This is a genomic window from Pseudomonas sp. WS 5411, assembly GCF_012985595.1.
GTDB lineage: Bacteria > Pseudomonadota > Gammaproteobacteria > Pseudomonadales > Pseudomonadaceae > Aquipseudomonas > Aquipseudomonas shahriarae.
Window position 1 is genome coordinate 42,918 of the sequence record NZ_JAARMC010000013.1, and the last position, 25,639, is coordinate 68,556.

The window sequence follows — 25,639 nt, forward strand, 5'->3', positions numbered from 1 at the left end:
GCCGCATGGTTCCCGTAATCGCCCTGGTGGGCCGACCTAACGTCGGCAAGTCCACCTTGTTCAACCGCCTGACCAGGACTCGCGACGCCATCGTCGGCGACTTGTCCGGTCTGACCCGTGATCGCCAATACGGTGAGGCAAAGTGGCAAGGGCGCTCCTATATTATTGTCGACACCGGTGGTATCTCCGGTGACGAGCATGGCATGGACGAAAAGATGGCCGAGCAGTCGCTGCTGGCCATTGAAGAAGCCGATGTCGTGTTGTTCCTGGTGGACGCCCGTGCGGGCTACACCGCCGCCGACCAGATGATCGGCGAGCACTTGCGCAAACGTAACAAGCGCTCCTATTTGATCGCCAACAAGATCGACAACATCGATCCTGAAGCGGCCCGTGCCGAATTCAGCCCGATGGGCCTGGGTGACGCGATTCCTGTTGCCGGTGCCCACGGTCGCGGTATCACCCAGATGCTGGAAATCGCCCTGCGCGACTTCCCCAAGGATGACGCCGAAGAAGTTGAAGGCGAAGAAGAGATCGTCGCCGAAGGTGAGGAAGCCAAGCGCATTCCTGGCCCGAGTGAAAAAGACGGGATCAAGATCGCTATCATCGGCCGCCCCAACGTGGGCAAGTCGACCCTGGTCAACCGAATGCTCGGTGAAGACCGGGTAATCGTCTACGACCAGCCCGGCACCACCCGCGACAGCATCTACATCCCGTTCGAGCGTAACGACGAGAAGTACACGCTGATCGACACCGCCGGTGTGCGCAAGCGCGGCAAGATCCACGAGGAAGTTGAAAAGTTCTCGGTGGTCAAAACCCTGCAGGCGATCAAAGACGCCAACGTGGTGATCTTCGTCATGGACGCCCGCGAAGGCGTGGTCGACCACGACCTCAACCTGCTGGGCTTTGCCCTGGAGGCTGGTCGGGCGTTGGTGATCGCGATCAACAAATGGGACGGCATGACCCCAAGCGAGCGTGACTTCGTCAAGGTCGAGTTGCAACGCCGGTTGTTCTTCGTCGACTTCGCCGATATCCACTTTATCTCGGCGCTGCACGGTACTGGCGTGGGCAACCTCTACGCTTCGGTACAGAACTCGTTCAAGTCGGCGGTCACCCGCTGGCCGACCAACCGCCTGACCCAGATCCTTGAAGACGCGGTGGGCGAACATGCGCCACCGATGGTCAACAACCGCCGGATCAAGCTGCGTTACGCCCACTTGGGTGGGGCCAACCCGCCGATTATCGTGATCCACGGTAACCAGATCGAGAAGGTGCCCAAGTCCTACGTGCGTTACCTGGAAAACACTTACCGCCGTGTCTTGAAGCTGGTCGGCACACCGATCCGCATCGAGTTCAAAGGTGGCGAGAACCCGTACGAAGGTAACAAGAACAGCCTGACTGACCGCCAAGTGAACAAGAAACGTCGCTTGATGAGCCACAACAAAAAGGCTGACAAAAAGCGTAAAGACCGCCGCTGACAGTGGAGCGGGCTTGTATGGGAGCGGGCTTGCCCGCGATAGCGATAGATCAGACACCAACCTGCTGACTGACCCAGCGCCATCCCAGGCAAGCCAGTTCCTACAGACGTTAGGCGTTACCCAAAAAGGGCTCTGAATGAGCCCTTTTTTGTGCCTCACGATTGACCCCTCGGCGCATGCAGCTTACAACTTGTAACTCACCGCCAGGGGCCCACCGCATGATCACCAGCAAGTTGCCGAACGTCGGCACCACCATTTTCACCACCATGTCGCAACTCGCTGCCGAAACTGGCGCGTTGAACCTGTCCCAGGGTTTTCCTGATTTCAATGGTCCCCAGGCCTTGCTCGACGCGGTGGGCAAACACGTTGCCAGTGGTCATAACCAATACGCGCCGATGACCGGCCTGCCGGCCCTGCGTCAGCAAGTGGCAGCCAAGATCGGTCGCAGCTACGGCGTGTCGGTCAATCCCGACAGCGAAGTGACCATCACCCCCGGCGCCACCCAGGCGATTTTTTGTGCGATCCAGGCAGTGATCCGCAGCGGTGACGAAGTGATCGTCTTTGACCCGTGCTACGACAGCTACGAGCCTTCGGTGGAGCTGGCTGGAGGGCGTTGTGTACATGTGCAACTGGGGCTGGCGGATTTCAGCCTGGATTTCGAACAGATCAAGGCCGCGCTGACCCCGCGTACACGCATGATCATCCTCAACACCCCGCACAATCCCAGTGGTGCCCTGATCACTCGCGCCGAGCTCGACCAATTGGCCGAGCTGATCCGCGATCGCGATATCTATCTGGTCAGCGATGAGGTCTACGAGCACCTGGTATTCGATGGCGTACCCCACGTCAGCGTCCTGGCCCACGAAGAGCTGTATCAGCGCGCGTTCGTGGTCAGCTCCTTTGGCAAGACCTACCACGTCACCGGCTGGAAGACCGGCTACGTGGTGGCGCCAGCGGCCTTGAGTGCGGAGCTGCGCAAGGTGCATCAATACGTCAGTTTCTGCGGTGTTACGCCATTGCAGTATGCCCTGGCCGACTTTATGGCCGAACACCCGGAGCATGTCGAGGAACTGCCCGCTTTCTACCAGGCCAAACGTGACCTGTTCTGCGATCTGCTGGCCCCCTCGCGTTTCAGGTTTACGCGGGTGGCCGGTACTTACTTTCAACTGGTGGATTACTCACAGATTCGCCCGGACCTGGATGACGTGGCCATGTCGCTGTGGATGACCCGCGAGCATGGCGTGGCGACAATTCCGGTCTCGGTGTTCTATCGGACCCCACCCCAAGGCCAGCGCCTGGTGCGCCTGTGCTTTGCCAAACGCGAGGAGACGCTGCGTCAAGCAGCCGAGAAACTATGCGTGATCTGAGTGCTTTACCCGACCTGAACATTGCACTGGTGCAGACCACCCTGGCCTGGCATGACCGCCAGGCCAACCTGGAGCATTTCGAGCTGCTGCTGGAGCAGGCCAGGGGCGCCGACCTGATCGTGCTGCCGGAAATGTTCACCACCGGCTTTTCCATGGAGTCCCAATTGCTGGCCGAAGCCGAAAACGGCCCGACCCATGAATGGCTCAAGACCCAGGCCCGGAAGTACAACGCGGTGATTACCGGCAGCGTGATCATCCAGGCCGCTGACGGCAGCCACCGCAACCGCCTGTTGTGGGCGCGGCCCGATGGCGAGGTGTTGCACTACGACAAGCGCCACCTGTTTCGCATGGCCGGTGAACACAATCACTACACCCCCGGCGAGCGCCAGGTGCAGTTCGAGCTCAAGGGTTGGCGGGTTCGCCCGCTGATCTGCTATGACCTGCGCTTCCCGGTGTGGAGCCGTGATGCCCAGGACACTGACCTGCTGCTGTATACCGCCAACTGGCCGGGTGCACGGCGCCAGCACTGGAACCGCCTGTTGCCGGCTCGGGCCATCGAAAACCTGTGTTATGTGGCGGCGGTGAACCGAGTGGGTACGGATGGCAAGGGCTTTGCCTACACCGGCGACAGCCAGGTCCTGGACTTTCAGGGCGAAAGCCTGCTGAGCGCAGGGGAGGCGGACGGGGTGTTCCAGGTGTGCCTGGACGCGGCGCAATTGGCGGACTATCGCACGCGGTTTCCGGCAAATCTGGATGCCGATAGTTTTCAGTTTGTCTGACAGGGGCCTGTTGTCAGTGGGATAGCTATCTACACATCTTTTTAGTGATTCTTAGGTTTGTGTACATATCCGTTGCTTCGGTTATGGCCACTTAGGGTTCCGCCCTGACGGCCAGCGTGGTTTAACGGGGCGCCTAAGATCAAAAGCAAAGCGAGGCGGCCTGACAGCCGACCTGATCGTCGAGATGTACGCATATACCTGTGGGAGCTGGCTTGCCTGCGAAGGCGGTGTATCAGTCGATAAATGTATTGGCTGATACACCGCCTTCGCAGGCAAGCCAGCTCCCACAAGGGGGAATGCAGCTTCGCGCCCCGGCTTTGCTGTTGCTGTTGCTGTTGTTCTGCTTTTGATCTGGCTTTTGATCTTAGGCGCCCCGTTAAACCACGCTGGCCGTCAGGGCGGAACCCTAAGTGGCCATGACCGCAGCAACGGATATGTACACAAACCCAATAAGCACTAGATAAAAGAGTTGTGTAGATATCTATGCCGCGATGAGGCCATCAGCACCACCACAACCCCAAACTAAAAAGGCCCCTGGATTCGCATCCAGGGGCCTTTGGCTTTTCAGCGGTCAGTTACGCTGCTTTCGCTTCCAGCTGGCTCAACGAGCGGTTCAGGGCGCTGAACACCGCTTTGAAGCTGGCGGTGGTGATGTTTTCATCAATCCCCACGCCATGCACCGGGCGTTCGCCGTTCACGCGCAGCTCGATGTAAGCCGCGGCCTTGGCATTGGTCCCCGCGCCGATCGCATGTTCGTTGTAGTCCATGATCTCGACCCCAATCGGCAGGCCGGCCACCAGTGCTTCCAGTGCGCCATTGCCCTTGCCGTGCCAGCGCAGGTTGGTTTCGCCCTGGCCCTTGCCGGAGACTTCGACTTCTACCGAGCTGTTGCCGTTTTCTTCCTGCAGGCGATGGCTGACCAACGCGTACGGGGTGTTGGCTTGCAGGTATTCACGCTGCAACAACGCGTGGATCTGCGCGGCGGTCATTTCCAGGCCCACACGGTCGGTTTCGGCCTGTACCACCTGGCTGAACTCGATCTGCATGCGGCGTGGCAAGCTGATGCCGTATTCCTGCTCCAGCAGGTAGGCGATGCCGCCTTTGCCCGACTGGCTGTTGACGCGGATCACCGCCTCGTAGCTGCGGCCAATGTCAGCCGGGTCGATTGGCAGGTAAGGCACTTCCCACAAGGTATCCGGTTTCTGCTGGGCGAAGCCCTTGCGGATCGCATCCTGGTGGGAGCCGGAGAATGCGGTGTGGACCAGGTCGCCGACATATGGGTGACGTGGGTGCACCGGGATCTGGTTGCATTCCTCGACCACTTTGCGCACGCCGTCGATGTCGGAGAAGTCCAGCTCAGGGTCCACACCCTGGGTGTAGAGGTTCAACGCCACAGTGACCAGGTCAACGTTACCGGTACGCTCGCCGTTGCCGAACAGGCAGCCTTCGACACGGTCGGCGCCAGCCATCAGGCCCAACTCGGTAGCCGCGACACCGGTGCCACGGTCGTTGTGGGTGTGCAGGCTGATGATCACGCTGTCACGACGGTTGATATGGCGACCGAACCACTCGATCTGGTCGGCATAGATATTCGGCGTGGCGCATTCCACGGTGGCCGGCAGGTTGAGGATCATCTTGTGCTCAGGCGTCGGGTTCCACACCTCGATCACCGCGTCACACACTTCCTTGGCGAATTCCAGTTCAGTAGCGCTGAAGGTCTCCGGGGAGTATTCGAAGGTCCACTGGGTTTCCGGCTGCTGGGCGGCGTACTTGACGAACAGCTTGGCCGCGTCGACCGCGATGGCCTTGATCCCGTCCTTGTCCTGGTTGAACACAATACGGCGGAAGGACGGCGAGGTAGCGTTGTACAAGTGCACGATGGCTTTCTTGGCGCCGCGAAGGGATTCGAAGGTGCGGGCGATCAAGTCTTCACGGCCCTGGGTCAGCACCTGGATGGTGGTGTCCTCGGGGATGTGGTTGTCTTCGATCAGGGTGCGCACGAAGTCAAAGTCGGTCTGCGAAGCGGCCGGGAACGAGGCTTCGATTTCCTTTACGCCCACCGCGACCAGGGTTTTCCAGAAGCGCAGTTTTTTCACCGCATCCATCGGTTCGATCAGCGACTGGTTGCCGTCGCGCAAGTCGGAGCTGCACCAGATCGGCGCGGTGGTGATGGTCTTCGACGGCCAGGTGCGGTCCGGGATATCAATGGTCGGGAATGCGCGGTATTTCGAAGACGGGTCTTTGAGCATGCTCATCAGAAGAATCCTTGTTGTAGGGCCGAGAAGAGGCGGCCTGCCAGAAAGCGTTTATTAGGGATGCAAACCGGGGACGAGGCAGATCGATTCAGCCTGGCAGTCGTGCGCTGACGAGGCACAGGCTGCGGTGCTGGCGGAGCTGAATGAGGGTGTGAGAGGTTTTCATAAGCTCAACCCTAACCGTCGGGGTGAAAGATGGCAAGCAGTCGAAAAAAATTGAGAGAAGTTCTGCTATTTCTGTAAGAAACGAGATTTTATGGTTGGTAAACGCTCAAGGCTTTGTTTTGTTTGCGTGAGGGTTTCAGGATGCGCAATCAGTGGAATTGAGCTGGCGTCATCGCGGGCACGTTGAATCGTTGCACCGCGATAACGCCCGTATGCCCAGCGATCACATCAAGGCTGGAACGCCCCAATAAAGATCGCCGGATCGACCCGCGCATCATTCAAGCTGATATTCCAGTGCATATGCGGCCCGGTCGCCCGGCCCGTCGCTCCGACCTTGCCCACCACCGTTCCACGCACCAATTGCTGGCCCACCTTCACGTCAATCTTCGACATATGGCAGAACATGCTGATAAAGCCCTGGCCATGATCGACAAACACCGTATTGCCGTTGAAGAAATAATTGCCCACCAGAATCACCTTGCCATTGGCCGGGGTCTTGATCGGCGTGCCGGCAGGCACCGCGAAGTCCAGGCCCGAGTGCGGGTTGCGTTCTTCACCGTTGAAGAAGCGACGCACGCCGAACTTGCTCGACAGCGGGCCGTTCACTGGTTTGTCCAACACCAGGTTGCTTGGCAGGTTCGGGCTGAAGCTGCGGTAAGCCTTGAGTTGCGCGGCCAGTTCGCCTTCGATGCGCTTGAGCTGCGCCGGAGCGGGGTTGACCTGGCTTTTGTTCTTCAGGGTGATGCGCTGTTCCGGGTACTTCTTGAAACCGACGATAAACGGCAGGGTGCGCCCACCGCTGCTGATGCGCTCGTTACCGGGCTTTACCGTCAATGGGATGCCGACAATCGCCAGCCAGTTGTCCTGTTCCTTGACCACCAGCACCGGTTTGCCCTGGTAGGTGGCTTTCGGTGCGGCGGCGGCGGGGCCCAGGTCGACCACGGCCACACCGCCGGGTACCGGCTTGTTCAGGGTGCGGGTGATGTAGCTGTCGGCGTGGGCATTGAAGGCGAGGCACAGCAGCATCAGCAGGCTAAATAGACGAGGCATCAATCAATCCAGTAATGAAAGGGTGACGGGTGTCAGGTGGTTATCTTCCACCCGCACTTGCAATTGGCCTTCACCGAGGCGCGCGGTCAGGCGTTGGCCGGTGTGGGTTTGCGCGGCATTGCGAATCGCCTGGCCGCGCTCGTCCAACAGGATGCTGTAGCCACGGCCCAGGGTCGCCAGCGGGCTGACCACCTGCAACGTCTGCACCTGGCTTTGCAGTTGCAGACGACGGGCCTTGAGGCCCTCGCGCATGGCCCGGGGCAGGCGCTCGGCGAGGCTGTCCAGGCGCTGGCGCAGCAGAGCCAGTTGCCGCCCCGGATGCTGCCCGGCCAGGCGCGTTTCCAGGCGGATCAGGCGTTCGCGGCGGGTGTTGAGGCTGCGCTCGAACGCGCGGCGCAGGCGCATATCCAGGTCATCCAGGCGCTGGGCCTGCTGGCGCAGGCGCTCACCGGGGTGACGCAGGCGGCGGGCCATGCCTTCCAGGCGCAGGCGGTCGTGGGTCAGGCGATTGCGCATCAGCATCACCAGGCGCCGGTGCAGGCTTTCGACCTGGCGCACCAGATTGCTCGCATCCGGCGCCAGCAACTCAGCCGCCGCCGACGGCGTAGGCGCACGCACATCGGCCACGAAGTCACTGATGGACACATCGGTCTCATGGCCGACCGCACTGACGATGGGCGTGATACAGGCATCAATGGCCCGCGCCACGGCTTCTTCGTTGAAGCACCAGAGGTCTTCCAGGGAGCCGCCGCCACGGGCCAGGATCAGCGCGTCGAAGCCACGGGCATCCGCCAGCTTGAGGGCGCGGACAATCTGCGCCACGGCTTCGCGGCCTTGCACGGCAGTGGGGATCAGGGTCAGTTGCACGTTCGGCGCACGGCGGCCGAACACACTGATGATGTCGCGAATCACCGCGCCCGTGGGCGAACTGATAATCCCGATGCGGCGTGGATGGGCCGGTAGCGCCACCTTGCGCTCGGCACTGAACAAGCCTTCGGCGCTGAGCTTTTCCTTCAAGGCGTCGAAGGCCAGGCGCAACGCGCCATCACCGGCCGGTTCCACGGTGTCGAGGATCAACTGATAGTCGCCACGGCCCTCGAACAGCGAGACCTTGCCCCGCACCTTGACCGCCAGGCCATCCTTCAGTGCCTGACGCACCCGTGCGGCATTGTTGCGAAACAGTGCACAACGCACCTGTGCGCCGCTGTCCTTGAGGGTGAAGTACACATGGCCGGAGGCGGGGCGGGCGAGGTTGGAGATCTCGCCTTCGACCCAGATATTGGTGAACACGTCTTCCAGCAACACCCGCGCGCGGCCGTTGAGCTGGCTGACAGTCAGGACTTCGCGGTCCAGGCCCAGGCGGGCAAACGGGTCTTTAATCATGGGAAGAGATCTTTAGTCATGGGCGGCAGTTTATAGGCATTCGCCCAAGGTTTGACAGAACTGCGCCACCAACGCGCTCGGCGCCTGCGCGCAGGCCAGGGCCACGGTGCTGTGGCAATCGGGGTCGGCCAGGGGCAGGAAGTGAATATTGGCTGGGGCAATATCGCGCATCGACTCGGGCAGCAGGGCAATGCCAAACCCCGCCTGGATCAGCTGCAACTGGGTGGTCTTGCGCGACATCACCCGTGCGGCCTTGGGGAAAAATCCGGCACGCATGCACAATTCGGCCGACAGATAACTCAGACCCCCGCGTTGCGGGTGGGGGATCGAGATAAACGCTTCGTCCTTCAACTGTGCCAGTTCAATGGCCGATGTGTGCTGGGCCAAAGGGTGCGCTGGCGGCACGGCCAGCAACAGTGGCTCCTTATATAAAGGCACGATGCGCACCCCTTCGCGCTGACGCAGTACCGGCAGGCGCAGCAGGCCGACCTCCAGGCGACCATCGGCAATGTCTTCCAACTGCGCTTCGGAGGACAGTTTGACGATATCCATCGACACCCCTGGGCACTGTTCCAGCCAGGTGCTGATCCCGCGCAGTACCCGCCCACTCATCGGCACTGTGCTGGAGTGGCTCAGGCGCAGGGTGCCGAGCTGGCCGTGGCCGACCTGGGTCGCCAGTTCACTGGCCTTGTGCAACTCGCCCAGCAGGTTGCGCGCCCGTGGATAAAACGCCTCGCCGGCGGCGGTCAGTCTGGGTTGGCGGGCGGTGCGCTCGAACAGCGGGGTTTGCAGGATAATTTCCAGCTCCTTGATCTGCCGGCTAAGGGCCGATTGCGCGACAAACAGGCGCTCGGCGGCGGCGCTGAAGCTGCCGCTCTCGGCGATTTCGACGAAGTAACGCAGTTGCCGGGTGGAAATCACGAGTCATGCCTTTTCGAGATAGGTGGAGGGCTTGGAAGATATTAGTCGCAACCCATCCGCTTGGCTAAAGTGAGGGCCATCGCTGACAAGGAATATTGCATGAGCCTGGTTGAATTGATGGGGCAGTGGTCGTTCGGGGCGCTGGACTGGTTGGTAATCGGCCTGGGGATTGCCCTGGCCTACATCGTGTTTGGCATCGCCGGCTTCGGCACGGCGCTGGTGGCCGGGCCGATCCTGATTATGTTTATGCCGCTGTCGAAGATCATCCCGCTGCTGGTGCTGCTGGATTTCGTCGCGGCCTTTGGCAGCCTGCTGCAATCGCGGCGGGATGTGGTCAAGCCGGAGCTGTTGCGGTTACTGCCGTGCATGGCGATTGGCTGCACCCTCGGCGTGATCTTCTTGCTCAACCTGCACTCGGACCTGCTGCTGCTGTTGATGGGCCTGTTTATCAGCACCTATGCCATCTACAGCCTGGCGGTAAGGGCCAAGCCCACGGCCCTGGCTGCCGGCTGGTCGGTCCCCATGGGCGTGGTGGGCGGATTGTTTGGTGCGTTGTTTGGCAGTGGCGGCTTTTTATATGCGATCTATCTGAACAGCCGCCTGCCCAAGGACGGCGCGCGGGCGACCCAAAGCGCGCTGATCAGCGCGAGCACGGTGGTGCGCCTGAGTCTGTTTTTGATCGCCGGGGTGTATGCCGAGTTGCCGCTGCTGATGTTGGCGGTGTGCCTGTTGCCGGCGATGGCCCTGGGGCTGTGGGCGGGGCGGCGATTGACCCTGCGCATGTCCCGTGAGGCGTTTGTGCGCTTGGTGACATGGTTGGTGCTGGCCAGTGGCATTGCCTTGATTGGGCGGTATTTGAGTACTTGACCTGTGGGTTTCAGGGATTAAGCTGCCGGGCTCTAGGGCCTCATCGCGGGCGAGCCCGCTCCCACATTGAAATGCAATCGAATGTGGGAGCGGGCTTGCCCGCGATGGCGTCAGACGCCACACCGCAGGACTCCCATGAATTCCCAAAGCATCCTTGTCCCGAAAATCTCCACCTTGCCCGTCCACGAACCCCGCGCCCGGGCCATCGTGCGCTGGCTGGTGCGCAAGAACATCATCAAGGAAGAACTGACCACCTGCGGGCGCACCGGCAACCGTATGGGCTACGCCCTGGCCGACGGTGCCCGCGCCGTGGTGCTGCACCCCGAGGCGCTGCCGTTCAACGAGCCGGTCAATGGCCTGGAAATCATCTACAAACGCTGCATCTACACTCCGGCCAAGGGCTTTCTCGAAGAAGCCGGCTGCCCGGAATGCCTTAAAGAAGTCGGCGAGGCGCTGTTCGACAGCCTGGAAGACTGGATGCCCGGCCACACCGACAACTTCACCTGCCCGTTGTGTGGGCATGAAGATGACATCAACGGGTTTCTGTTCCTGCAGGAATGCGGCTTCTCCAACCTGGGCTTCATCTTCAACAACTGGGCGGAAGCGGGTTTCAAGCAGAGCTTTATCGACGAGTTTGCCGACTGGCTCGATCAGAAAATCAGCTGGGTCAAAGTCGAACTCTAGGAGCGCCCCGATCATTCCCACGCTCCGCCTGGGAACGATCAGGGCCTGGAAATTCCCCATCTATCAGTATTACCAAGTTTGTCAGAGTTTTACGTTGAGGCCCGAGGGGTGTCTGAGTATAATGACGCGCTTCCATTTTCCCGCTCGGGAGCCCCCGCGATGCTGCGTATCAGCCAAGAAGCTCTGACATTCGACGACATTCTCTTAGTGCCCGGTTATTCCGAGGTGCTTCCTAACGAAGTCAGTCTCAAGACCCGCCTAACCCGTGGCATCGAGCTGAATATTCCCCTGGTTTCCGCTGCCATGGACACCGTCACCGAAGCCCGTTTGGCAATCGCCATGGCTCAGGAAGGCGGCATCGGCATCATCCACAAGAACATGACCATCGAGCAGCAAGCTGCCGAAGTGCGCAAGGTCAAGCGTTACGAAGCCGGTGTGGTGAAAGATCCAATCACCATCGAAGCCGACGCCACCGTACGCGACCTGTTCGACCTGACCCGCCTGCACAACATCTCCGGTGTTCCCGTGCTGCATGATGGCGACCTGGTCGGCATCGTCACTTCCCGTGACGTGCGCTTCGAAAACCGTCTTGAAGTCACCGTCCGTGAAGTGATGACGCCTAAAGAGCGCCTCGTCACGGTCAAGGAAGGCGCCGACAAGAACGATGTGCGTGAACTGCTGCACAAGCACCGCATCGAGCGCGTGCTGATCGTCGACGACAAATTCGCCCTCAAAGGCATGATGACCGTCAACGACATCGAAAAAGCCAAGGCTTACCCGCTGGCCAGCAAGGATGACCAAGGTCGTCTGCGCGTTGGCGCCGCCGTTGGTACTGGTAAAGACACCGGCGACCGCGTTGCGGCCCTGGTCGCTGCCGGGGTTGACGTGGTGGTGGTCGACACCGCCCACGGTCACTCCAAAGGCGTGATCGACCGCGTGCGCTGGGTCAAGCAGAACTTCCCTGACGTACAGGTGATCGGCGGCAACATCGCCACCGGCGCAGCGGCCAAGGCCCTGGCCGAAGCGGGCGCTGACGCGGTCAAGGTCGGTATCGGCCCTGGCTCGATCTGCACCACGCGGATCGTCGCCGGTGTGGGCGTGCCGCAAATCAGCGCCATCGCCAATGTTGCCGCTGCCCTTGAAGGCACTGGCGTACCGTTGATCGCCGACGGCGGCATCCGTTTCTCCGGTGACCTGTCCAAGGCCATCGTAGCCGGTGCCTCCTGCGTGATGATGGGCTCGATGTTCGCCGGTACCGAAGAAGCACCAGGCGAGATCGAACTGTTCCAGGGCCGCTCCTACAAGGCTTACCGTGGCATGGGTTCGCTGGGCGCCATGTCCCAGGCGCAAGGTTCATCCGATCGTTACTTCCAGGACTCCTCGGCAGGCGCCGAGAAGCTCGTACCGGAAGGCATCGAAGGCCGTGTGCCGTACAAGGGCACCCTGAGCGCCATCATCCATCAACTGATGGGCGGCCTGCGTTCCTCGATGGGCTACACCGGCAGCGCCGACATCGAAGAAATGCGCACCAAGCCAGAGTTCGTACGGATCACCGGCGCCGGCATGGCTGAATCCCATGTCCACGACGTGCAGATCACCAAGGAAGCGCCAAACTACCGCGTAGGTTGAGGCTTCCAGCAAAACGTTAAGTAACCGGGGCTGTTCTTTCAGCCCCGAGTTGTTTCTGATTCATTAGACGAGACTGACTTCATGGCCCTCGACATTCACGCCCACCGCATCCTGATCCTCGACTTCGGTTCCCAGTACACCCAGCTGATCGCCCGCCGCGTGCGTGAAATCGGCGTGTACTGCGAACTGCACCCGTTCGACATGGATGACGAAGCGATCCGCGAATTCGCCCCTAAAGGCGTCATCCTGGCCGGTGGCCCCGAGTCCGTGCACGAAGCCAACAGCCCGCGTTGCCCGCAAGCGGTGTTCGACTTGGGCGTGCCGGTCTTCGGTATCTGCTACGGCATGCAGACCATGGCCGAGCAACTGGGCGGCAAGGTTGAAGGTTCCGAACTGCGTGAATTCGGTTACGCCCGTGTCGACGTGGTCGGCAAGAGCCGCCTGCTGGACGGCATCGAAGACCACATCGACGCCGACGGCCTGTTCGGCCTCGACGTCTGGATGAGCCACGGTGACAAGGTCACCAAGATGCCGGAAGACTTCCACATCCTGGCCAGCACGCCGAGCTGCCCGATTGCCGGCATGTTCAACGACGAGCGCGGCTACTACGGCGTGCAGTTCCACCCGGAAGTGACCCACACCAAGCAGGGCGGCCGCATCCTGTCGCGCTTCATCCTCGACATCTGCCAGTGCGAAGCCCTGTGGACCCCGTCGAAGATAGCTGAAGACGCCATCGCCAACGTGCGTGCCCAGGTCGGTACTGACAACGTCCTGCTCGGCCTGTCCGGCGGCGTTGACTCCTCCGTAGTTGCTGCGCTGCTGCACAAGGCCATCGGCGACCAACTGACTTGCGTATTCGTCGACAACGGCCTGCTGCGCCTGCACGAAGGCGAGCAAGTGATGGCCATGTTCGCCGAGAACATGGGCGTCAAGGTGATCCGCGCCAACGCCGAAGATCAGTTCCTCAACAACCTGGCCGGCGAGTCCGACCCAGAGAAGAAGCGCAAGATCATCGGTCGCACCTTCATCGACGTCTTCGATGCCCAGTCCAACAAACTGGACAACATCAAGTACCTCGCCCAGGGCACCATCTACCCCGACGTGATCGAGTCGGCCGGCGCCAAGAGCGGCAAGGCCCACGTGATCAAGTCCCACCACAACGTGGGTGGCCTGCCTGAGGAAATGAACCTCAAGCTGGTAGAACCGCTGCGCGAACTGTTCAAGGACGAAGTCCGCCGTCTGGGCCTGGAACTGGGCCTGCCGTACGACATGGTCTACCGCCACCCATTCCCAGGCCCGGGCCTGGGCGTGCGCATCCTCGGTGAAGTGAAAAAGGAATACGCCGACCTGCTGCGTCGTGCCGACCACATCTTCATCGAAGAACTGCGCAAGGCCGACTGGTACCACAAAGTCAGCCAGGCCTTCGTCGTGTTCCAACCGGTGAAATCGGTTGGGGTTGTAGGCGATGGCCGTCGCTACGCCTGGGTCGTGGCCCTGCGTGCCGTAGAAACCATCGACTTCATGACCGCCCGCTGGGCACACCTGCCGTACGAACTGCTGGAGACTGTCAGCGGCCGTATCATCAATGAAATCGAAGGTATCTCGCGCGTGACGTATGACGTGTCGAGCAAGCCGCCGGCGACGATTGAGTGGGAATGATTGGATGTCCGGCATTGTCCGGCACCCTCTAGCAAAAAGTACCCTGAAGCCCGCTTAATTGCGGGCTTTTGGTAATGGGTTACCGGCGGCCTTCGCACACCGTTGATTCGCCGATGCGGCCTTCCTTGCACAGGTCGATGTTATCTGTGCGCTTGAAGCCGGCGTCTTTCATGCAATAAAACTGCGTGAGTACCTGGTCAATCGGCGTCCTGTCCCCTGTCCCTGTCAGGTTGGTATAGCCGCAGGCGGTCATAGCACTCTTGACGCCTTCTTCAGACACTCCGATCTTCTTCCAATTGGTAAATTCCGGCGGCGGAGGTTGAAAGCCCCTGCCTGTGCAGCCAATCAATAACACAGCGCAAAAACTCAGCAACAGGCTCTTCGTGAGCATGGCGTTCTTCCTCATGGTTTGGCTCGGATATCGTATGCGTCGTATCAGCGAGCTTGTCGAGGTAGTGTCGAGGGCTGCTCAGGAGTAACTAGAAAAACTCATCCAACAGGCAGTAAAAAGCCATTCGCTGCTCATCGGGTTCCACACCATACCTCTCAAAGAACGGCCTGACCCATTCCTGCCCCAAGTTGCGCTCGACACTGCGGGCCGCCAGGGCCAGATCTTGATAACGGTCACTGACCCCCAGGCGGCCGCAGTCGATAAAACCACTGAGGTGACCGTCCGCTGCCATGAAGTTCGGCAGGCAGGCGTCGCCGTGGGTTACCACCAAGTCATGGGTGGTGGGCCGTGTCGACAGGAGTTCGGCGAACACATCGGTGGCGCTGCGTCCCAATCGCTCATCGTCGAAGTCCGTTACATCAATCAGCCCGGCGTTGATATGTGCCTGGGCGACGGTGACGCGCTGTTCCAGGGTGTGATCGAAGGGGCATTGCGCCACGGGGATCTGGTGCAATGTACGCAGGGCGTTGGCCAGGATGTCGATGATCTGCGCGGCAGAAAGGTCACTGCTACTGGCCAGGTCCTGTCCCGGGATGGCGCTCATCAGCAGCCAGTGGTGATGGTTTTCCTGCACCTCGTCCAGCACCACCGGCGCCGGCAGGCCCTGCTGTTGCAGCCAGTGAAGGCGCTCGATTTCATCGGCAAGCTCGGCGTGTTCTACGAGGGGCTCGGCCTCCAGGAACAGGTCCGTGCCGTTGTCCCTGCGTAGCCGGAAGACGTCAGCCCGCGACTCGCCGATGGCCTGCTGCTCGATCAGCGCATGGGGGAACTGTTCACGCCATTTGTTTGGAATATTCACAGGGCTTTTCCTCTTTCCTGCTTCAGCGCCGTGCGATATCCGAGAAGTAAAACTTATCCAGCGTATGCCGCGACTCGGTGTATTCGAACTGCCGCCCGTCCTGCAAAAATGTCTGGTTGCTCACCACAATCACATGGCTCTGGCCGTCGAGGTCCAGGTGCGCCTGGTCGTCCTTGCTGCGGGGCAGGGCTTCGATGGTGCGCTGGGCGTAGCTGATCTGCAGATGCAGGGTCTGTTCGATGAAGGCGTAGATCGACTGCTCGGCAATCGCCTGGTCCAATCCGGGGATCAGTTCGGCGACGAAGTGGTTGATGTCGAGGATCACCCGTTTGCCGCCGATGCGCCGCACCCGTTTGATGCGGGTAATCAGGGTGCCGGGCTCGGCCTCGATATGTTGCAGCAGCGAGCCTTCCAGCGGGAGTTGGGTGAACTCGACCACTTCGGTGCGTACGTCATCGCCCAGGTCGGCGTGGGTTTCGTGGAAGCTGACGATGCCGCCCAGTTGAAACTCAATCGGGTTGGGCGACAGCACGAAGGTGCCCTTGCCATGGATTTTTTGCGCGAACCCACGCTCCTGCAATTGCTCGATGGCCCGACGCACGGTGCCACGGCTGGCCTGGTAGGTGTCCATCAATTCGGTTTCGGAGGGCAGGCGCGTGCCGCGTTGCAGGCGTTCGGTGGTGATGCTGGCAAGCAGATCGGTGTAGATCTGGTTGTATTTACTCATGGAGAGGGCTCTGTGCCGCGTTTGCGTTCAAGGCAGGAACCTTAGTGGCAGAGGCGGGCTTTGTCCATTGGCCCCTTGGAAAGCGGTGGGCGACTATTTTTGTAACTCGTACAGACGAGTTGTTGCTTTAACTCGTCTGTACGAGTACTTTTGCCCTCGGCATGCTGCCAATAACAAGAATCTAAAGTGGAAGAACAAGCATGAGCCACGACTATTCCAACATCGCCCGCGAGATTCTCCAGAACCTCGGGGGCAGCGATAACCTTGAGCAGGCGGCCCACTGCGTGACGCGCCTGCGCCTGGCCCTCAAGGACCCGAGCCTGGTCAACGGCAGTGCGTTGAACCAGGTCGACCTGGTCAAGGGCTCGTTCTTCACCGGCGGTCTGTTCCAGATCGTCATCGGCCCCGGCGAAGTCGAAAAGGTCTACGCCGCCCTGCGCGAGCAGACTGGCCTGGCCGCCGCCACCATTGCCGATGTGAAGAAGAAGGGCGCCGACAAGACCAACGCTATGCAGCGCCTGGTGCGGGTGTTCTCCGATGTGTTCATGCCGATCCTGCCGGCGCTGATCATTGCCGGCCTGCTGATGGGCATCAACAACCTGATGGGCGCCAAGGGCATGTTCATCGAGGGCCAGACCTTGCTCGAGGCTTATCCGAACCTGGATGGCCTGTGGAGCCTGATCAACCTGATGGCCAACACCTCGTTTGTGTTCCTCCCGGCGCTGGTGGGCTGGTCGGCGGCCAAGCGCTTTGGCGGCAGTGAAATCCTCGGCATCGTGCTTGGCCTGATGCTGGTTCATCCGGACTTGCTCAACGCCTGGAACTACGGCAAGGCGGTGGCCGGGCTCGACGGCCAGAGCTTGCCGTACTTCGATATTCTGGGCTGGTTCCAGATCGAGAAGGTCGGCTATCAAGGCCAGATCCTGCCGATTCTGATGGCCGCCTACGTTATGAGCGTGATTGAAAAATGGCTGCGGGCGCGGGTGCCGAATGCCATTCAATTGCTCGTCGTGCCGATCACCACCATCGTCGTCACCGGCGTGTTGGCCCTGGCAATCATCGGCCCGGTGACCCGGCACCTCGGCATCCTGATCACCGAAGGCGTGGTCACTCTGTTTGACCTGGCGCCAATGGTGGGCGGGGCGATTTTCGGCCTGCTGTATGCGCCGCTGGTGATTACCGGCATGCACCACATGTTCCTTGCCGTGGACCTGCAGCTGATCTCGACCCAGGGCGGCACGTTTATCTGGCCGATGATTGTCATGTCCAACCTGGCCCAGGGCAGCGCGGCCCTCGGGGTGTTCTACATGAGCCGCAATGCGCGGGACAAAAGCATGGCCTCGACCTCGGCGATTTCCGCTTACTTCGGCATCACTGAACCGGCGATGTTTGGGGTGAACCTGCGCTTCAAGTTCCCGTTCTATGCCGCCCTGCTGGGCTCGGCCCTGGGCAGCATTTTCCTCTCGCTGAACAAGGTGCAGGCCTCGGCCATCGGCGTGGGCGGCCTGCCCGGATTTATTTCGATCGTGCCGCAATCCATCGCGATGTTTGTGATCGGCATGGTCATCGCGATTGTCGTGCCGTTTGTTCTGACCTGTGGGTTGAGCATGAAAATTGTTCGGCCGGGTTATCGCGTCGCCTGATAGATCGCCATCGCAGGCAAGCCAGCTCCCACATCTGGAATGCGTTCCTCTGTGGGAGCCGGGCTTGCCCGCGATGAGGCCCGCAAGACCAGCACACCACTCTACTGAAGGAGCCCACCATGCAAGACTGGCAACACTCGGTGATCTACCAGATCTACCCCAAAAGCTTCCACAGCCATGCGGGTAACGCCACCGGTGACCTGCTGGGCATCGTGGACAAACTCGACTACCTCCAGTGGCTGGGCGTCGATTGCCTGTGGATCACCCCGTTCCTGCGCTCGCCCCAGCGCGACAATGGCTATGACATCAGCGACTACTACGCCATCGACCCCAGCTACGGGACCATGGCCGACTGCGACCTGCTGATCAGCGAAGCGGCCAAGCGCGGCATCAAGCTGATGCTCGATATCGTGGTCAACCACACCTCCATCGAGCACGAGTGGTTCCAGCAGGCGCGCAGCAGCCTCGACAACCCGTACCGCGACTTCTACATCTGGCGCGACCAGCCCAATAACTGGGAATCCAAGTTCGGCGGCTCGGCCTGGGAATACGAGGCGCAGACTGGCCAGTACTTCCTGCACCTGTTCGACCACACCCAGGCCGACCTCAATTGGGACAACCCCAAGGTGCGCGCCGAAGTCTACAAACTCATGCGCTTCTGGCGTGACAAGGGCGTGGGCGGCTTCCGTCTGGACGTGATCAACCTGATCTCCAAGCCGGCGGATTTTCCCGAAGACAACAGCGATGGCCGGCGCTTCTACACCGATGGGCCGAATGTGCATGCCTACCTGCAGGAAATGCACCGCGAAGTGTTCGAGGGCCACGCGCTGATCAACGTCGGCGAGATGTCCTCCACCAGCCTCGAACACTGCATTCGCTACTCGCGACCAGAGTCGAAAGAGCTGTCGATGACCTTCAACTTTCATCACCTGAAAGTCGACTACCCCAACCTGCAAAAGTGGGTGCGCGCCGACTTCGACTTCCAGCAACTCAAACGGATTTTCTCCGACTGGCAACTGGGCATGCAGGCCGGGGGCGGCTGGAACGCGTTGTTCTGGTGTAACCATGATCAGCCGCGGGTGGTTTCGCGCTTTGGCGATGACGGCGAGTACCGCGTGGTCTCAGCCAAGATGCTTGCCACGGCCTTGCACTTCCTCCAGGGCACGCCGTTTGTGTACCAGGGCGAAGAGCTGGGCATGACCAATCCGGGCTTCGACAGCATCGAGCAGTACCGTGATGTCGAGACCCTGAACATCTACCGCCTCAAGCGCGATGCCGGTGAGTCCGAGGCCTCGAGCATGGCCGCGATCAAGCAGAAATCCCGCGATAACGGCCGCACCCCGATGCAGTGGGATAGCAGCCAGGCCAATGCCGGTTTCAGCCGCGCTGAACCGTGGATCGGCATCCCGGCCAATGCGGCGCAGATCAATGTCCAGAGCCAGCTGGATGACCCGGATTCGGTGCTGCATCACTACCGCGCGCTGATCGCCTTGCGGCGCCTTGAGCCGCTGATTCAAGAAGGCGTCTACCGCCAACTGCTGCAGGACCACGACAAGGTCTGGGCGTACCTGCGTGAAGGCCATGGCGAGCGCCTGTTGGTGCTGAACAACTTCTATGGCCAGCCCTGCGAAATCCAGTTGCCCAACAACCTGATCAGCGCGGCGAGTGAGCAACGCCTGCTGATCAGCAACTACCCCGACTGCCCGGTACCCACGGACACGGTCATCTTGCGTCCTTACGAGTCTTTTGTGCTGCACCTGACCGACTGAAACATCCCCTTTTCAGGCGCCGGCTTGCCGGCTCCGACAGGGAAAAAATAAGAAAAAATAATGGAGCGCTTCATGAAAACAACAATAAAGCTGGGCCTCGTTGCATCCTGTCTGACCCTGCCCCTGGCGGCGCATGCCCTGGAGTTTGCCGGCTACCTGCGCAGCGGCGCCGGCACCTCGACCGGCAGCGGCCCGCAGCAATGTTTCCAACTGCCGGGCGCCCAATCCAAATACCGCCTGGGCAACGAATGCGAACAATATGCCGAGCTGGAGTTGCGCCAGGACCTGTTCACCCTGGATGACGGCTCGGTGCTGAGCGTGGATGCCATGGCCTCGCTGTACAACAAGTACGACCGCGAGCTGAAGTTCCAGGGCGAAAACAACGGCTCGGCGCGCATGCCGCAGATGTATGCGCAGTGGTCGAATATGCCCAGCCTCAATGGCGGCTCATTGTGGGCCGGCCGGCGCTACTACAAACGTAATGACATCCATATTTCCGACTTCTACTACTGGAACCAGAGCGCCACCGGCGGTGGCATCGAGGACGTGCTAATCGGCGATCTGAAATACAGCTACGCCCTGTCGCGCAAGGACAACCTGTACCAGAAGGAATACGCCACCCGTCACGACTTCAACGTCGCAGGCTTCAAGACCAACCCCGGCGGCGAGCTGGAGCTGGGCCTGAGCTATATCGAACAGGCGGGCGGGCGCGACACCCACAGTGGCTGGGCCCTCACTGCGCAGCATGTGCAGGCCGCGTTCCTCGGTGGCAAGAACAAGTTCGCCCTGCAGTACGGCGAAGGGCCGGGCACTGGCCTTGGCTACACCGGCAACACGGCACTGGAGCGCAGCAGCAAAAGCTACCGCGCGGTGGAGTTTTTCGACTGGCAAGTGACCCCGCGTTTTGGCGGCCAGGTCGAGGCGGTGTACCAGAAAGACGTGCGCCCCGGCAGCCAGGACCAGACCTGGATGTCCATCGGTGTGCGCCCGGCGTATGCCATCAGCGAGCAGTTCAAGCTGGTCACCGAACTGGGGCATGATCAGGTCGACGCCAGCGGCGGCACGCGCAAACTCAGCAAATTCACCTTCGCCCCGACCTGGTCGCCCAAAGGCCCGGATTTCTGGGCGCGGCCGGAGGTGCGTTTGTACTACACCTATGCCACCTGGAACGAAGCGGCCAAGCGCGCGGCCAATGAACTGGCGGCGGGTTCGGCGTTGTCCGACACCGGCTCCTACGGCACCGCGCGGCATGGCTCCAACTTCGGTGTGCAGGTCGAATACTGGTGGAAATAAACACCGGCTTTATGTGGGAGCCGGGCTTGCCCGCGATACCGGCGGCTCGGTGTTCCAGTGCAACCGTATTGATGCAATCGCAGGCAAGCCAGCTCCCACTGGGGCCCATTTCACCCCGGGATTTGTACTCGGCCGATGATTTTTACAGAACCAAACAGCAGGTGATGTCATGACCACAACTCAACCCCTGGAACTGCTGGCGCCCCTGGCGGGTGTGCTGTTGCCCCTGGACCAGGTGCCGGATCCGGTGTTCTCCAGTCGCCTGATCGGCGATGGCGTGTGTATCGACCCCACCTCGCAGACCCTCTGCGCGCCGCTGGCCGGGGTGATCAGCAATGTCCAGGACAGTGGGCATGCGGTCAGCGTCACCGACGACTACGGCGTGCAGGTGCTGATGCATATCGGCCTGGATACCGTGAACCTGGCGGGCAAGGGCTTCACCCGGCTGGTCGAGGAAGGCCAGCGGGTCGAGGCGGGTCAGCCGTTGATCGAGTTTGATGCCGACTTTATCGCGCTCAATGCTCGCAGCCTGCTGACCCTGATGCTGGTGGTCAGCGGCGAGCCATTTGTGCTGCTGGCAACGGACACCGGGCTAGTCGCCGCCGGGCAACCGTTGCTGCGGGTGACCCCGGTAATCCGTGCGGCCAACGACGAGGAAGAGGAGGGCGACGCGCTATTTTCCAAACCCCTCACGCTGCCCAATGCCAACGGCTTGCATGCCCGCCCGGCGGCGGTGCTGGCCCAGGCGGCGAAGGGCTTCAATGCGAGCATCTGCCTGCACAAGCAAACCCAGAGCGCCAACGCCAAGTCCCTGGTGGCGATCATGGCGTTGCAGACGGTGCAGGGCGATACCTTGCAAGTCAGCGCGGCGGGGCAGGACGCCGAGGCTGCGATTCAGGCGCTGGTCGCGCTGTTGCTGGAGGGCTGTGGCGAAACCGTAGCGGTGCTGGCCGAGGAGGTTAAACCGGTCGCGCCGCTGTCGTCGGCGAGCGTGTTGCGCGGCGTCTGTGCGTCGCCCGGTTCGGCATTTGGCCAAGTGGTGCAGGTGGCCGAGCCGCAGCTGAATGTGCCTGAAGAGGGGGCTGGCGAGGCGCTGGAACGGGCCGCTCTGGAGCGTGGCTTGCGCGCTGCAACCCAAGCGCTGCAGGCGTTGCAGGACAAGCCCGGCGGCAGGGCCCAGGTAGAGATTTTCCGTGCCCATCAGGAATTGCTCGAAGACCCGACCCTGCTTGAACAAGCCCACGCCCTGCTCGCCGAAGGCAAGAGCGCCGCGTTTGCCTGGAACAGCGCCACACTCGCTACCGCCGGGCTGTTCGAGCAATCAGGCAGCCCCCTGCTGGCCGAACGCGCCGCCGACATGGCGGATGTTGGCCAGCGCGTGCTCAAGCTGATTCTCGGGGTTCAAGACGGCGCCTGGGAGTTGCCGGAGCAGGCCATCCTGATTGCCGAGCAATTGACCCCCTCGCAAACCGCCAGCCTCGATCCGGGCAAGGTGTTGGGGTTTATCACCGTGGCCGGAGGGGCCACCAGCCACGTCGCCATTCTTGCTCGCGCCCTGGGCTTGCCGGCGATGTGCGGTGTGCCGGCCCAGGTCCTGGCGTTGCCCGATGGCAAGCCCGTGTTGCTGGACGCCGACAAAGGCGAACTGCACCTCGACCCGGACCTGGCGGTGATCGAGACGCTGCGGGCTGCGCGCGAGCAGCAGGTTGTGCGCCACCAGCGCGATCTGCAGCAGGCCGCCTTGGCCGCCATCACTCGCGATGGTCATCATATTGAGGTGACCGCCAACGTCGCTTCGCTGCAGGAGGTTCAGCAAGCCCTGGTCCTGGGGGCCGAGGGGGTCGGGCTGTTGCGCTCGGAGTTTCTCTACCTGGACCGCAACCGCGCGCCGAGCCCGCAGGAACAGGCCCAGACCTACAGCGCCATTGCCGGTGTCCTGGGCACCGAGCGCAATCTGGTGGTACGCACGCTGGATGTGGGCGGTGACAAACCCTTGGCCTATGTGCCGATGGACAGCGAGACCAACCCCTTTCTTGGCCTGCGCGGCATTCGCCTGTGCCTGGAGCGCCCGCAACTGCTGCGCGAGCAGTTCCGCGCAATCCTTGCCAGCGCGGGCCTGGCGCGGCTGCATATCATGTTGCCGATGGTCAGCCTGTTGTCGGAGCTGCATCAGGCCCGGCAGATCCTCGAAGAGGAAGCGCTGGCCCTGGGGCTTGCCGAGCTGCCGAAGCTGGGGATCATGATTGAGGTGCCGTCGGCGGCATTGATGGCGGATGTGTTTGCGCCCCATGTGGACTTTTTCTCGATCGGCACCAATGACCTGACCCAATACACCCTGGCCATGGACCGCGACCACCCGCGCCTGGCCAGCCAGGCCGACAGCTTTCACCCGGCGGTGCTGCGCCTGATCGCCACCACGGTCAAGGCCGCCCATGCCCATGGCAAGTGGGTGGGTGTGTGTGGCGCGCTGGCGTCCGAAACACTGGCGGTGCCGATGTTGATCGGGCTGGGGGTGGATGAGTTGTCCGTCAGCGTACCGTTGATCCCGAGTATCAAGGCCACCGTGCGTGACCTGGACCTGGCGGACTGCCAACTGATCGCCCACCAGGTGTTGAACCTGGAAGAGGCCGCCCAGGTGCGCGAGGCCCTGAGCCTGTACCACGCAGCGACCGTCGAAACCTCATTGGTTGTGGAGAACTGAATATGTTCGAGAAATTGCAGCAGGCGTTCTGGAAAGCCCTGACCCCGGACCTGGTGGCGGAAACGCTGGTTGCCGAGCCGAAGGCTGACGGCATGTTGGCGCCGGCGGTGCTGAGTGCATTGGGTGGGGCGGCGAATCTCAAGACACAGCAGCGGGTGGCGTTGACGCGGACCCGCGTGCAGCTACAGGACCCGGCGCTAGTGGACGAGGCGGCGCTGAAGGCGGCGGGTATCACGGCGGTGATGGTGCTGGCGGGCGGGGTGGTGCATCTGATCACTGGCCTGTAGAACACCACAAAATAAATGTGGGAGCGGGCAAGCCCGCTCCCACATTGGGTTTTGTGCTGTCTGATCGGACCCGGGGGTCAGAGTTGGGGGGGATCTTGCGGCGGCTTGGTCTTGTCCACGCCCGGCACATGCAGGTTGCCTTCCACCATCTGGTTGCCCTCCAGCTGCGGCTGGGTCACCCAGGTCAGGATGTCGTAGTAACGGCGGATGTTGGCCACGAAGTGCACCGGCTCGCCGCCCCGGGCGTAGCCGTAGCGGGTCTTGCTGTACCACTGCTTCTGCGACAGGCGCGGCAGCATTTTCTTCACGTCCAGCCACTTGTTCGGGTTCAGGCCTTCCTTTTGCGCCAGCTTGCGCGCGTCATCCAGGTGACCGCCGCCGACGTTATAGGCCGCCAGGGCAAACCAGGTGCGGTCAGGTTCGAGAATCTTGTCGTCCAGTTCGCTCTTGATCATCGCCAGGTACTTGGCGCCACCCTTGATGCTCTGCCGCGCATCCAGGCGGTTGGACACGCCCATGGCCTGGGCGGTGTTCTGGGTCAGCATCATCAGGCCGCGCACGCCGGTCTTGGAAGTGACGGTCGGTTGCCACAGCGATTCCTGGTAACCAATGGCTGCCAGCAGTCGCCAATCGACCTTTTCTTCCTTGGCCGAGGTCTTGAAGAACTTCTCGTACTTGGGCAGGCGCTGCTGCAAGTGCTGGGCAAAGGTGTAGGCGCCGACGTACCCCAGTACATCGACATGCCCGTAATAACGATCCTTGAGGCGTTGCAGGGTGCCGTTCTTCTCGACCTTGTCGAGGTAGCTGTTGACCTCGTTGAGCAGGCTGTTGTCTTCACCGGCAGCCACGGCCCAGCTCTGGTTGCTGGCGTTGCCCAGATCGAAGGCCACCCGCACGTTGGGGAAGTACACCTGGTTCATCGCCACTTCATTGGAGTCGACCAGGGTCAGGTCGATCTGCCCTTCATCGACCATGCGCAGCAGGTCGACCACTTCAACGGCATCGGACTCTTCGTACTCAATCGCAGGATTCTGCTTTTTCAGCTCGGCCAGTTGCTCGGCATGGGTGCTGCCCTTGAGCACCATGATCTTTTTGCCCACCAGGTCGGCCGCGTTGGTGGGGCGGGACTGGCCGTTGCGATAGATGATCTGCGGGGTGACCTCCAGGTACGCATGGGAAAAGCGCACCTGTTGTTTACGCTGCTCGCTGCTGACCAGGCCAGCGGCGGCCAATACCGGACCGTTGGGTTTGCCCAACTGGTCGAACAGGTCGTCGAGGTTGTCGGCGGTCTCGATTTCAAGCTTGACCCCCAGGTCGTCGGCAAAGCGCTTGACCAGTTCGTATTCGAAACCGGTTTCGCCGTTGCGGTCCTGGAAATAGGTGGCCGGGCTGTTTCGGGTGACCACCCGCAATACGCCATCCTCCTTGATTCGCTCGAGCGTGCTGGGCTTATCAACACAGGCGCTGAGCATCAGGAAGAGTCCGGTGGCGAGGAGCCATTTGGCACATCGCGGGCGCAAAGCAGTTGGGGAGAACATCTGGGCAGTATACGCAAACGGCCCACGGCGCCATATCTCGACAGCATGGGAGTTGTCTGCTAGCGCCTGGGAAACTGTGCTGCAGCCCGCAGAAACGTGGCCTGGGGCGCAATGGTAAGGGTGAAAATAACTGCGTCGGCCACCCTGGAAAACGCCCCGATACCGTGCAATCTGTGCCAACTGACGTTCGGCAGCGG

20 protein-coding genes are annotated in these 25,639 nt (G+C 61.3%); 12 read left to right on the top strand and 8 right to left on the bottom strand.

The genetic code is table 11. The annotated features are described in order from the left end of the window. Positions 1-5: 5 nt before the first annotated feature. The 3 genes from der to HBR93_RS18090 all read left to right on the top strand — a co-directional run bounded on the left by der (position 6) and on the right by HBR93_RS18090 (position 3,621). Positions 6-1,475, top strand: coding sequence for a ribosome biogenesis GTPase Der (der, locus tag HBR93_RS18080; RefSeq protein ID WP_057437955.1), 1,470 nt, complete (start codon positions 6-8; stop codon positions 1,473-1,475). 218 nt (positions 1,476-1,693) lie between these two features. Next, positions 1,694-2,842: a pyridoxal phosphate-dependent aminotransferase gene (locus HBR93_RS18085; protein ID WP_169960777.1), complete on the top strand. Its 1,149-nt coding sequence runs from the start codon at positions 1,694-1,696 to the stop codon at positions 2,840-2,842. Next, entirely contained in the window at positions 2,830-3,621 is a 792-nt protein-coding gene (locus HBR93_RS18090) for an amidohydrolase (RefSeq protein WP_169960778.1), read from the top strand. Before HBR93_RS18085 ends, HBR93_RS18090 begins: the two co-directional genes overlap by 13 nt. A gap of 575 nt (positions 3,622-4,196) precedes the next feature. On the opposite strand, the gene leuA is transcribed toward HBR93_RS18090, so the two are convergent. The 4 genes from leuA to HBR93_RS18110 all read right to left on the bottom strand — a co-directional run bounded on the left by leuA (position 4,197) and on the right by HBR93_RS18110 (position 9,395). Beyond that, positions 4,197-5,876: a 2-isopropylmalate synthase gene (gene leuA / locus HBR93_RS18095; RefSeq protein ID WP_057960565.1), complete on the bottom strand. Its 1,680-nt coding sequence runs from the start codon at positions 5,874-5,876 to the stop codon at positions 4,197-4,199. A 393-nt stretch (positions 5,877-6,269) separates the two neighbouring features. Then, positions 6,270-7,091 (bottom strand): M23 family metallopeptidase, encoded by an 822-nt coding sequence (locus tag HBR93_RS18100; RefSeq protein ID WP_169960779.1) that lies wholly within the window; start codon positions 7,089-7,091, stop codon positions 6,270-6,272. 3 nt (positions 7,092-7,094) lie between these two features. Next, the gene (gene xseA / locus HBR93_RS18105) at positions 7,095-8,474 is read right to left on the bottom strand and encodes an exodeoxyribonuclease VII large subunit (RefSeq protein ID WP_057960563.1); all 1,380 of its coding nucleotides are present in this window, start codon (positions 8,472-8,474) and stop codon (positions 7,095-7,097) included. A gap of 30 nt (positions 8,475-8,504) precedes the next feature. Further along, positions 8,505-9,395, bottom strand: a complete 891-nt coding sequence (locus HBR93_RS18110; protein ID WP_169960780.1) for a LysR family transcriptional regulator — start codon at positions 9,393-9,395, stop codon at positions 8,505-8,507. A 99-nt stretch (positions 9,396-9,494) separates the two neighbouring features. On the opposite strand from HBR93_RS18110, the gene HBR93_RS18115 reads away from it, so the two are divergent. From HBR93_RS18115 to guaA, 4 genes are all read left to right on the top strand, one after another. After that, complete coding sequence (locus HBR93_RS18115) at positions 9,495-10,262, top strand: sulfite exporter TauE/SafE family protein (protein ID WP_169960781.1); 768 nt, start codon at positions 9,495-9,497, stop codon at positions 10,260-10,262. A 135-nt stretch (positions 10,263-10,397) separates the two neighbouring features. Next, on the top strand, positions 10,398-10,946 hold the full coding sequence (locus HBR93_RS18120) for a hypothetical protein (protein ID WP_057437964.1): 549 nt from the start codon (positions 10,398-10,400) through the stop codon (positions 10,944-10,946). 159 nt (positions 10,947-11,105) lie between these two features. Further along, positions 11,106-12,575, top strand: a complete 1,470-nt coding sequence (gene guaB, locus HBR93_RS18125) for an IMP dehydrogenase (protein WP_003209646.1) — start codon at positions 11,106-11,108, stop codon at positions 12,573-12,575. An 81-nt stretch (positions 12,576-12,656) separates the two neighbouring features. Beyond that, a complete protein-coding gene (gene guaA / locus HBR93_RS18130; RefSeq protein WP_017134673.1) occupies positions 12,657-14,234 on the top strand; it encodes a glutamine-hydrolyzing GMP synthase in 1,578 nt (525 codons plus the stop codon). Positions 14,235-14,313: 79 nt separating this feature from the next. Here the strand turns inward: guaA and HBR93_RS18135 are convergent, their stop codons facing one another. The 3 genes from HBR93_RS18135 to treR form a co-directional block, all read right to left on the bottom strand. Further along, positions 14,314-14,625, bottom strand: a complete 312-nt coding sequence (locus tag HBR93_RS18135; protein WP_115127485.1) for a hypothetical protein — start codon at positions 14,623-14,625, stop codon at positions 14,314-14,316. 88 nt (positions 14,626-14,713) lie between these two features. Further along, on the bottom strand, positions 14,714-15,484 hold the full coding sequence (locus HBR93_RS18140; RefSeq protein ID WP_169960782.1) for an APH(3')-II family aminoglycoside O-phosphotransferase: 771 nt from the start codon (positions 15,482-15,484) through the stop codon (positions 14,714-14,716). 22 nt (positions 15,485-15,506) lie between these two features. Next, positions 15,507-16,211: a trehalose operon repressor gene (gene treR / locus HBR93_RS18145; RefSeq protein WP_057960558.1), complete on the bottom strand. Its 705-nt coding sequence runs from the start codon at positions 16,209-16,211 to the stop codon at positions 15,507-15,509. A gap of 200 nt (positions 16,212-16,411) precedes the next feature. Here treR and treP point away from each other — a divergent pair, with 200 nt between their 5' ends. The 5 genes from treP (at position 16,412) to HBR93_RS18170 (ending at position 23,904) form a co-directional block, all read left to right on the top strand. Next, entirely contained in the window at positions 16,412-17,854 is a 1,443-nt protein-coding gene (treP, locus tag HBR93_RS18150; RefSeq protein ID WP_057437971.1) for a PTS system trehalose-specific EIIBC component, read from the top strand. A 119-nt stretch (positions 17,855-17,973) separates the two neighbouring features. Continuing rightward, positions 17,974-19,623, top strand: coding sequence for an alpha,alpha-phosphotrehalase (treC, locus tag HBR93_RS18155; RefSeq protein ID WP_057437973.1), 1,650 nt, complete (start codon positions 17,974-17,976; stop codon positions 19,621-19,623). A gap of 72 nt (positions 19,624-19,695) precedes the next feature. Next, positions 19,696-20,916 (top strand): carbohydrate porin, encoded by a 1,221-nt coding sequence (locus tag HBR93_RS18160; protein ID WP_057444517.1) that lies wholly within the window; start codon positions 19,696-19,698, stop codon positions 20,914-20,916. A gap of 169 nt (positions 20,917-21,085) precedes the next feature. Continuing rightward, positions 21,086-23,617 (top strand): phosphoenolpyruvate--protein phosphotransferase, encoded by a 2,532-nt coding sequence (gene ptsP / locus HBR93_RS18165; protein ID WP_169960783.1) that lies wholly within the window; start codon positions 21,086-21,088, stop codon positions 23,615-23,617. A gap of 2 nt (positions 23,618-23,619) precedes the next feature. Beyond that, positions 23,620-23,904, top strand: coding sequence for a PTS transporter subunit EIIB (locus HBR93_RS18170; protein ID WP_057960555.1), 285 nt, complete (start codon positions 23,620-23,622; stop codon positions 23,902-23,904). Positions 23,905-23,981: 77 nt separating this feature from the next. On the opposite strand, the gene mltF is transcribed toward HBR93_RS18170, so the two are convergent. Continuing rightward, positions 23,982-25,442 carry a membrane-bound lytic murein transglycosylase MltF gene (gene mltF / locus HBR93_RS18175; protein WP_169960784.1) on the bottom strand — a complete coding sequence of 487 codons (1,461 nt, stop codon included), beginning with the start codon at positions 25,440-25,442 and terminating at the stop codon, positions 23,982-23,984. Positions 25,443-25,639 lie beyond the last annotated feature (197 nt).

Bases quoted from the DNA above. Each gene is read 5' to 3' on its own strand.
- der (WP_057437955.1), top strand. From the start codon at position 6: ATGGTTCCCGTAATCGCCCTGGTGGGCCGACCTAACGTCGGCAAGTCC.
- HBR93_RS18085 (WP_169960777.1), top strand. From the start codon at position 1,694: ATGATCACCAGCAAGTTGCCGAACGTCGGCACCACCATTTTCACCACC.
- HBR93_RS18090 (WP_169960778.1), top strand. From the start codon at position 2,830: ATGCGTGATCTGAGTGCTTTACCCGACCTGAACATTGCACTGGTGCAG.
- leuA (WP_057960565.1), bottom strand. From the start codon at position 5,876: ATGAGCATGCTCAAAGACCCGTCTTCGAAATACCGCGCATTCCCGACC.
- HBR93_RS18100 (WP_169960779.1), bottom strand. From the start codon at position 7,091: ATGCCTCGTCTATTTAGCCTGCTGATGCTGCTGTGCCTCGCCTTCAAT.
- xseA (WP_057960563.1), bottom strand. From the start codon at position 8,474: ATGATTAAAGACCCGTTTGCCCGCCTGGGCCTGGACCGCGAAGTCCTG.
- HBR93_RS18115 (WP_169960781.1), top strand. From the start codon at position 9,495: ATGAGCCTGGTTGAATTGATGGGGCAGTGGTCGTTCGGGGCGCTGGAC.
- HBR93_RS18120 (WP_057437964.1), top strand. From the start codon at position 10,398: ATGAATTCCCAAAGCATCCTTGTCCCGAAAATCTCCACCTTGCCCGTC.
- guaB (WP_003209646.1), top strand. From the start codon at position 11,106: ATGCTGCGTATCAGCCAAGAAGCTCTGACATTCGACGACATTCTCTTA.
- guaA (WP_017134673.1), top strand. From the start codon at position 12,657: ATGGCCCTCGACATTCACGCCCACCGCATCCTGATCCTCGACTTCGGT.
- HBR93_RS18135 (WP_115127485.1), bottom strand. From the start codon at position 14,625: ATGCTCACGAAGAGCCTGTTGCTGAGTTTTTGCGCTGTGTTATTGATT.
- treR (WP_057960558.1), bottom strand. From the start codon at position 16,211: ATGAGTAAATACAACCAGATCTACACCGATCTGCTTGCCAGCATCACC.
- treP (WP_057437971.1), top strand. From the start codon at position 16,412: ATGAGCCACGACTATTCCAACATCGCCCGCGAGATTCTCCAGAACCTC.
- treC (WP_057437973.1), top strand. From the start codon at position 17,974: ATGCAAGACTGGCAACACTCGGTGATCTACCAGATCTACCCCAAAAGC.
- HBR93_RS18160 (WP_057444517.1), top strand. From the start codon at position 19,696: ATGAAAACAACAATAAAGCTGGGCCTCGTTGCATCCTGTCTGACCCTG.
- ptsP (WP_169960783.1), top strand. From the start codon at position 21,086: ATGACCACAACTCAACCCCTGGAACTGCTGGCGCCCCTGGCGGGTGTG.
- HBR93_RS18170 (WP_057960555.1), top strand. From the start codon at position 23,620: ATGTTCGAGAAATTGCAGCAGGCGTTCTGGAAAGCCCTGACCCCGGAC.
- mltF (WP_169960784.1), bottom strand. From the start codon at position 25,442: ATGTTCTCCCCAACTGCTTTGCGCCCGCGATGTGCCAAATGGCTCCTC.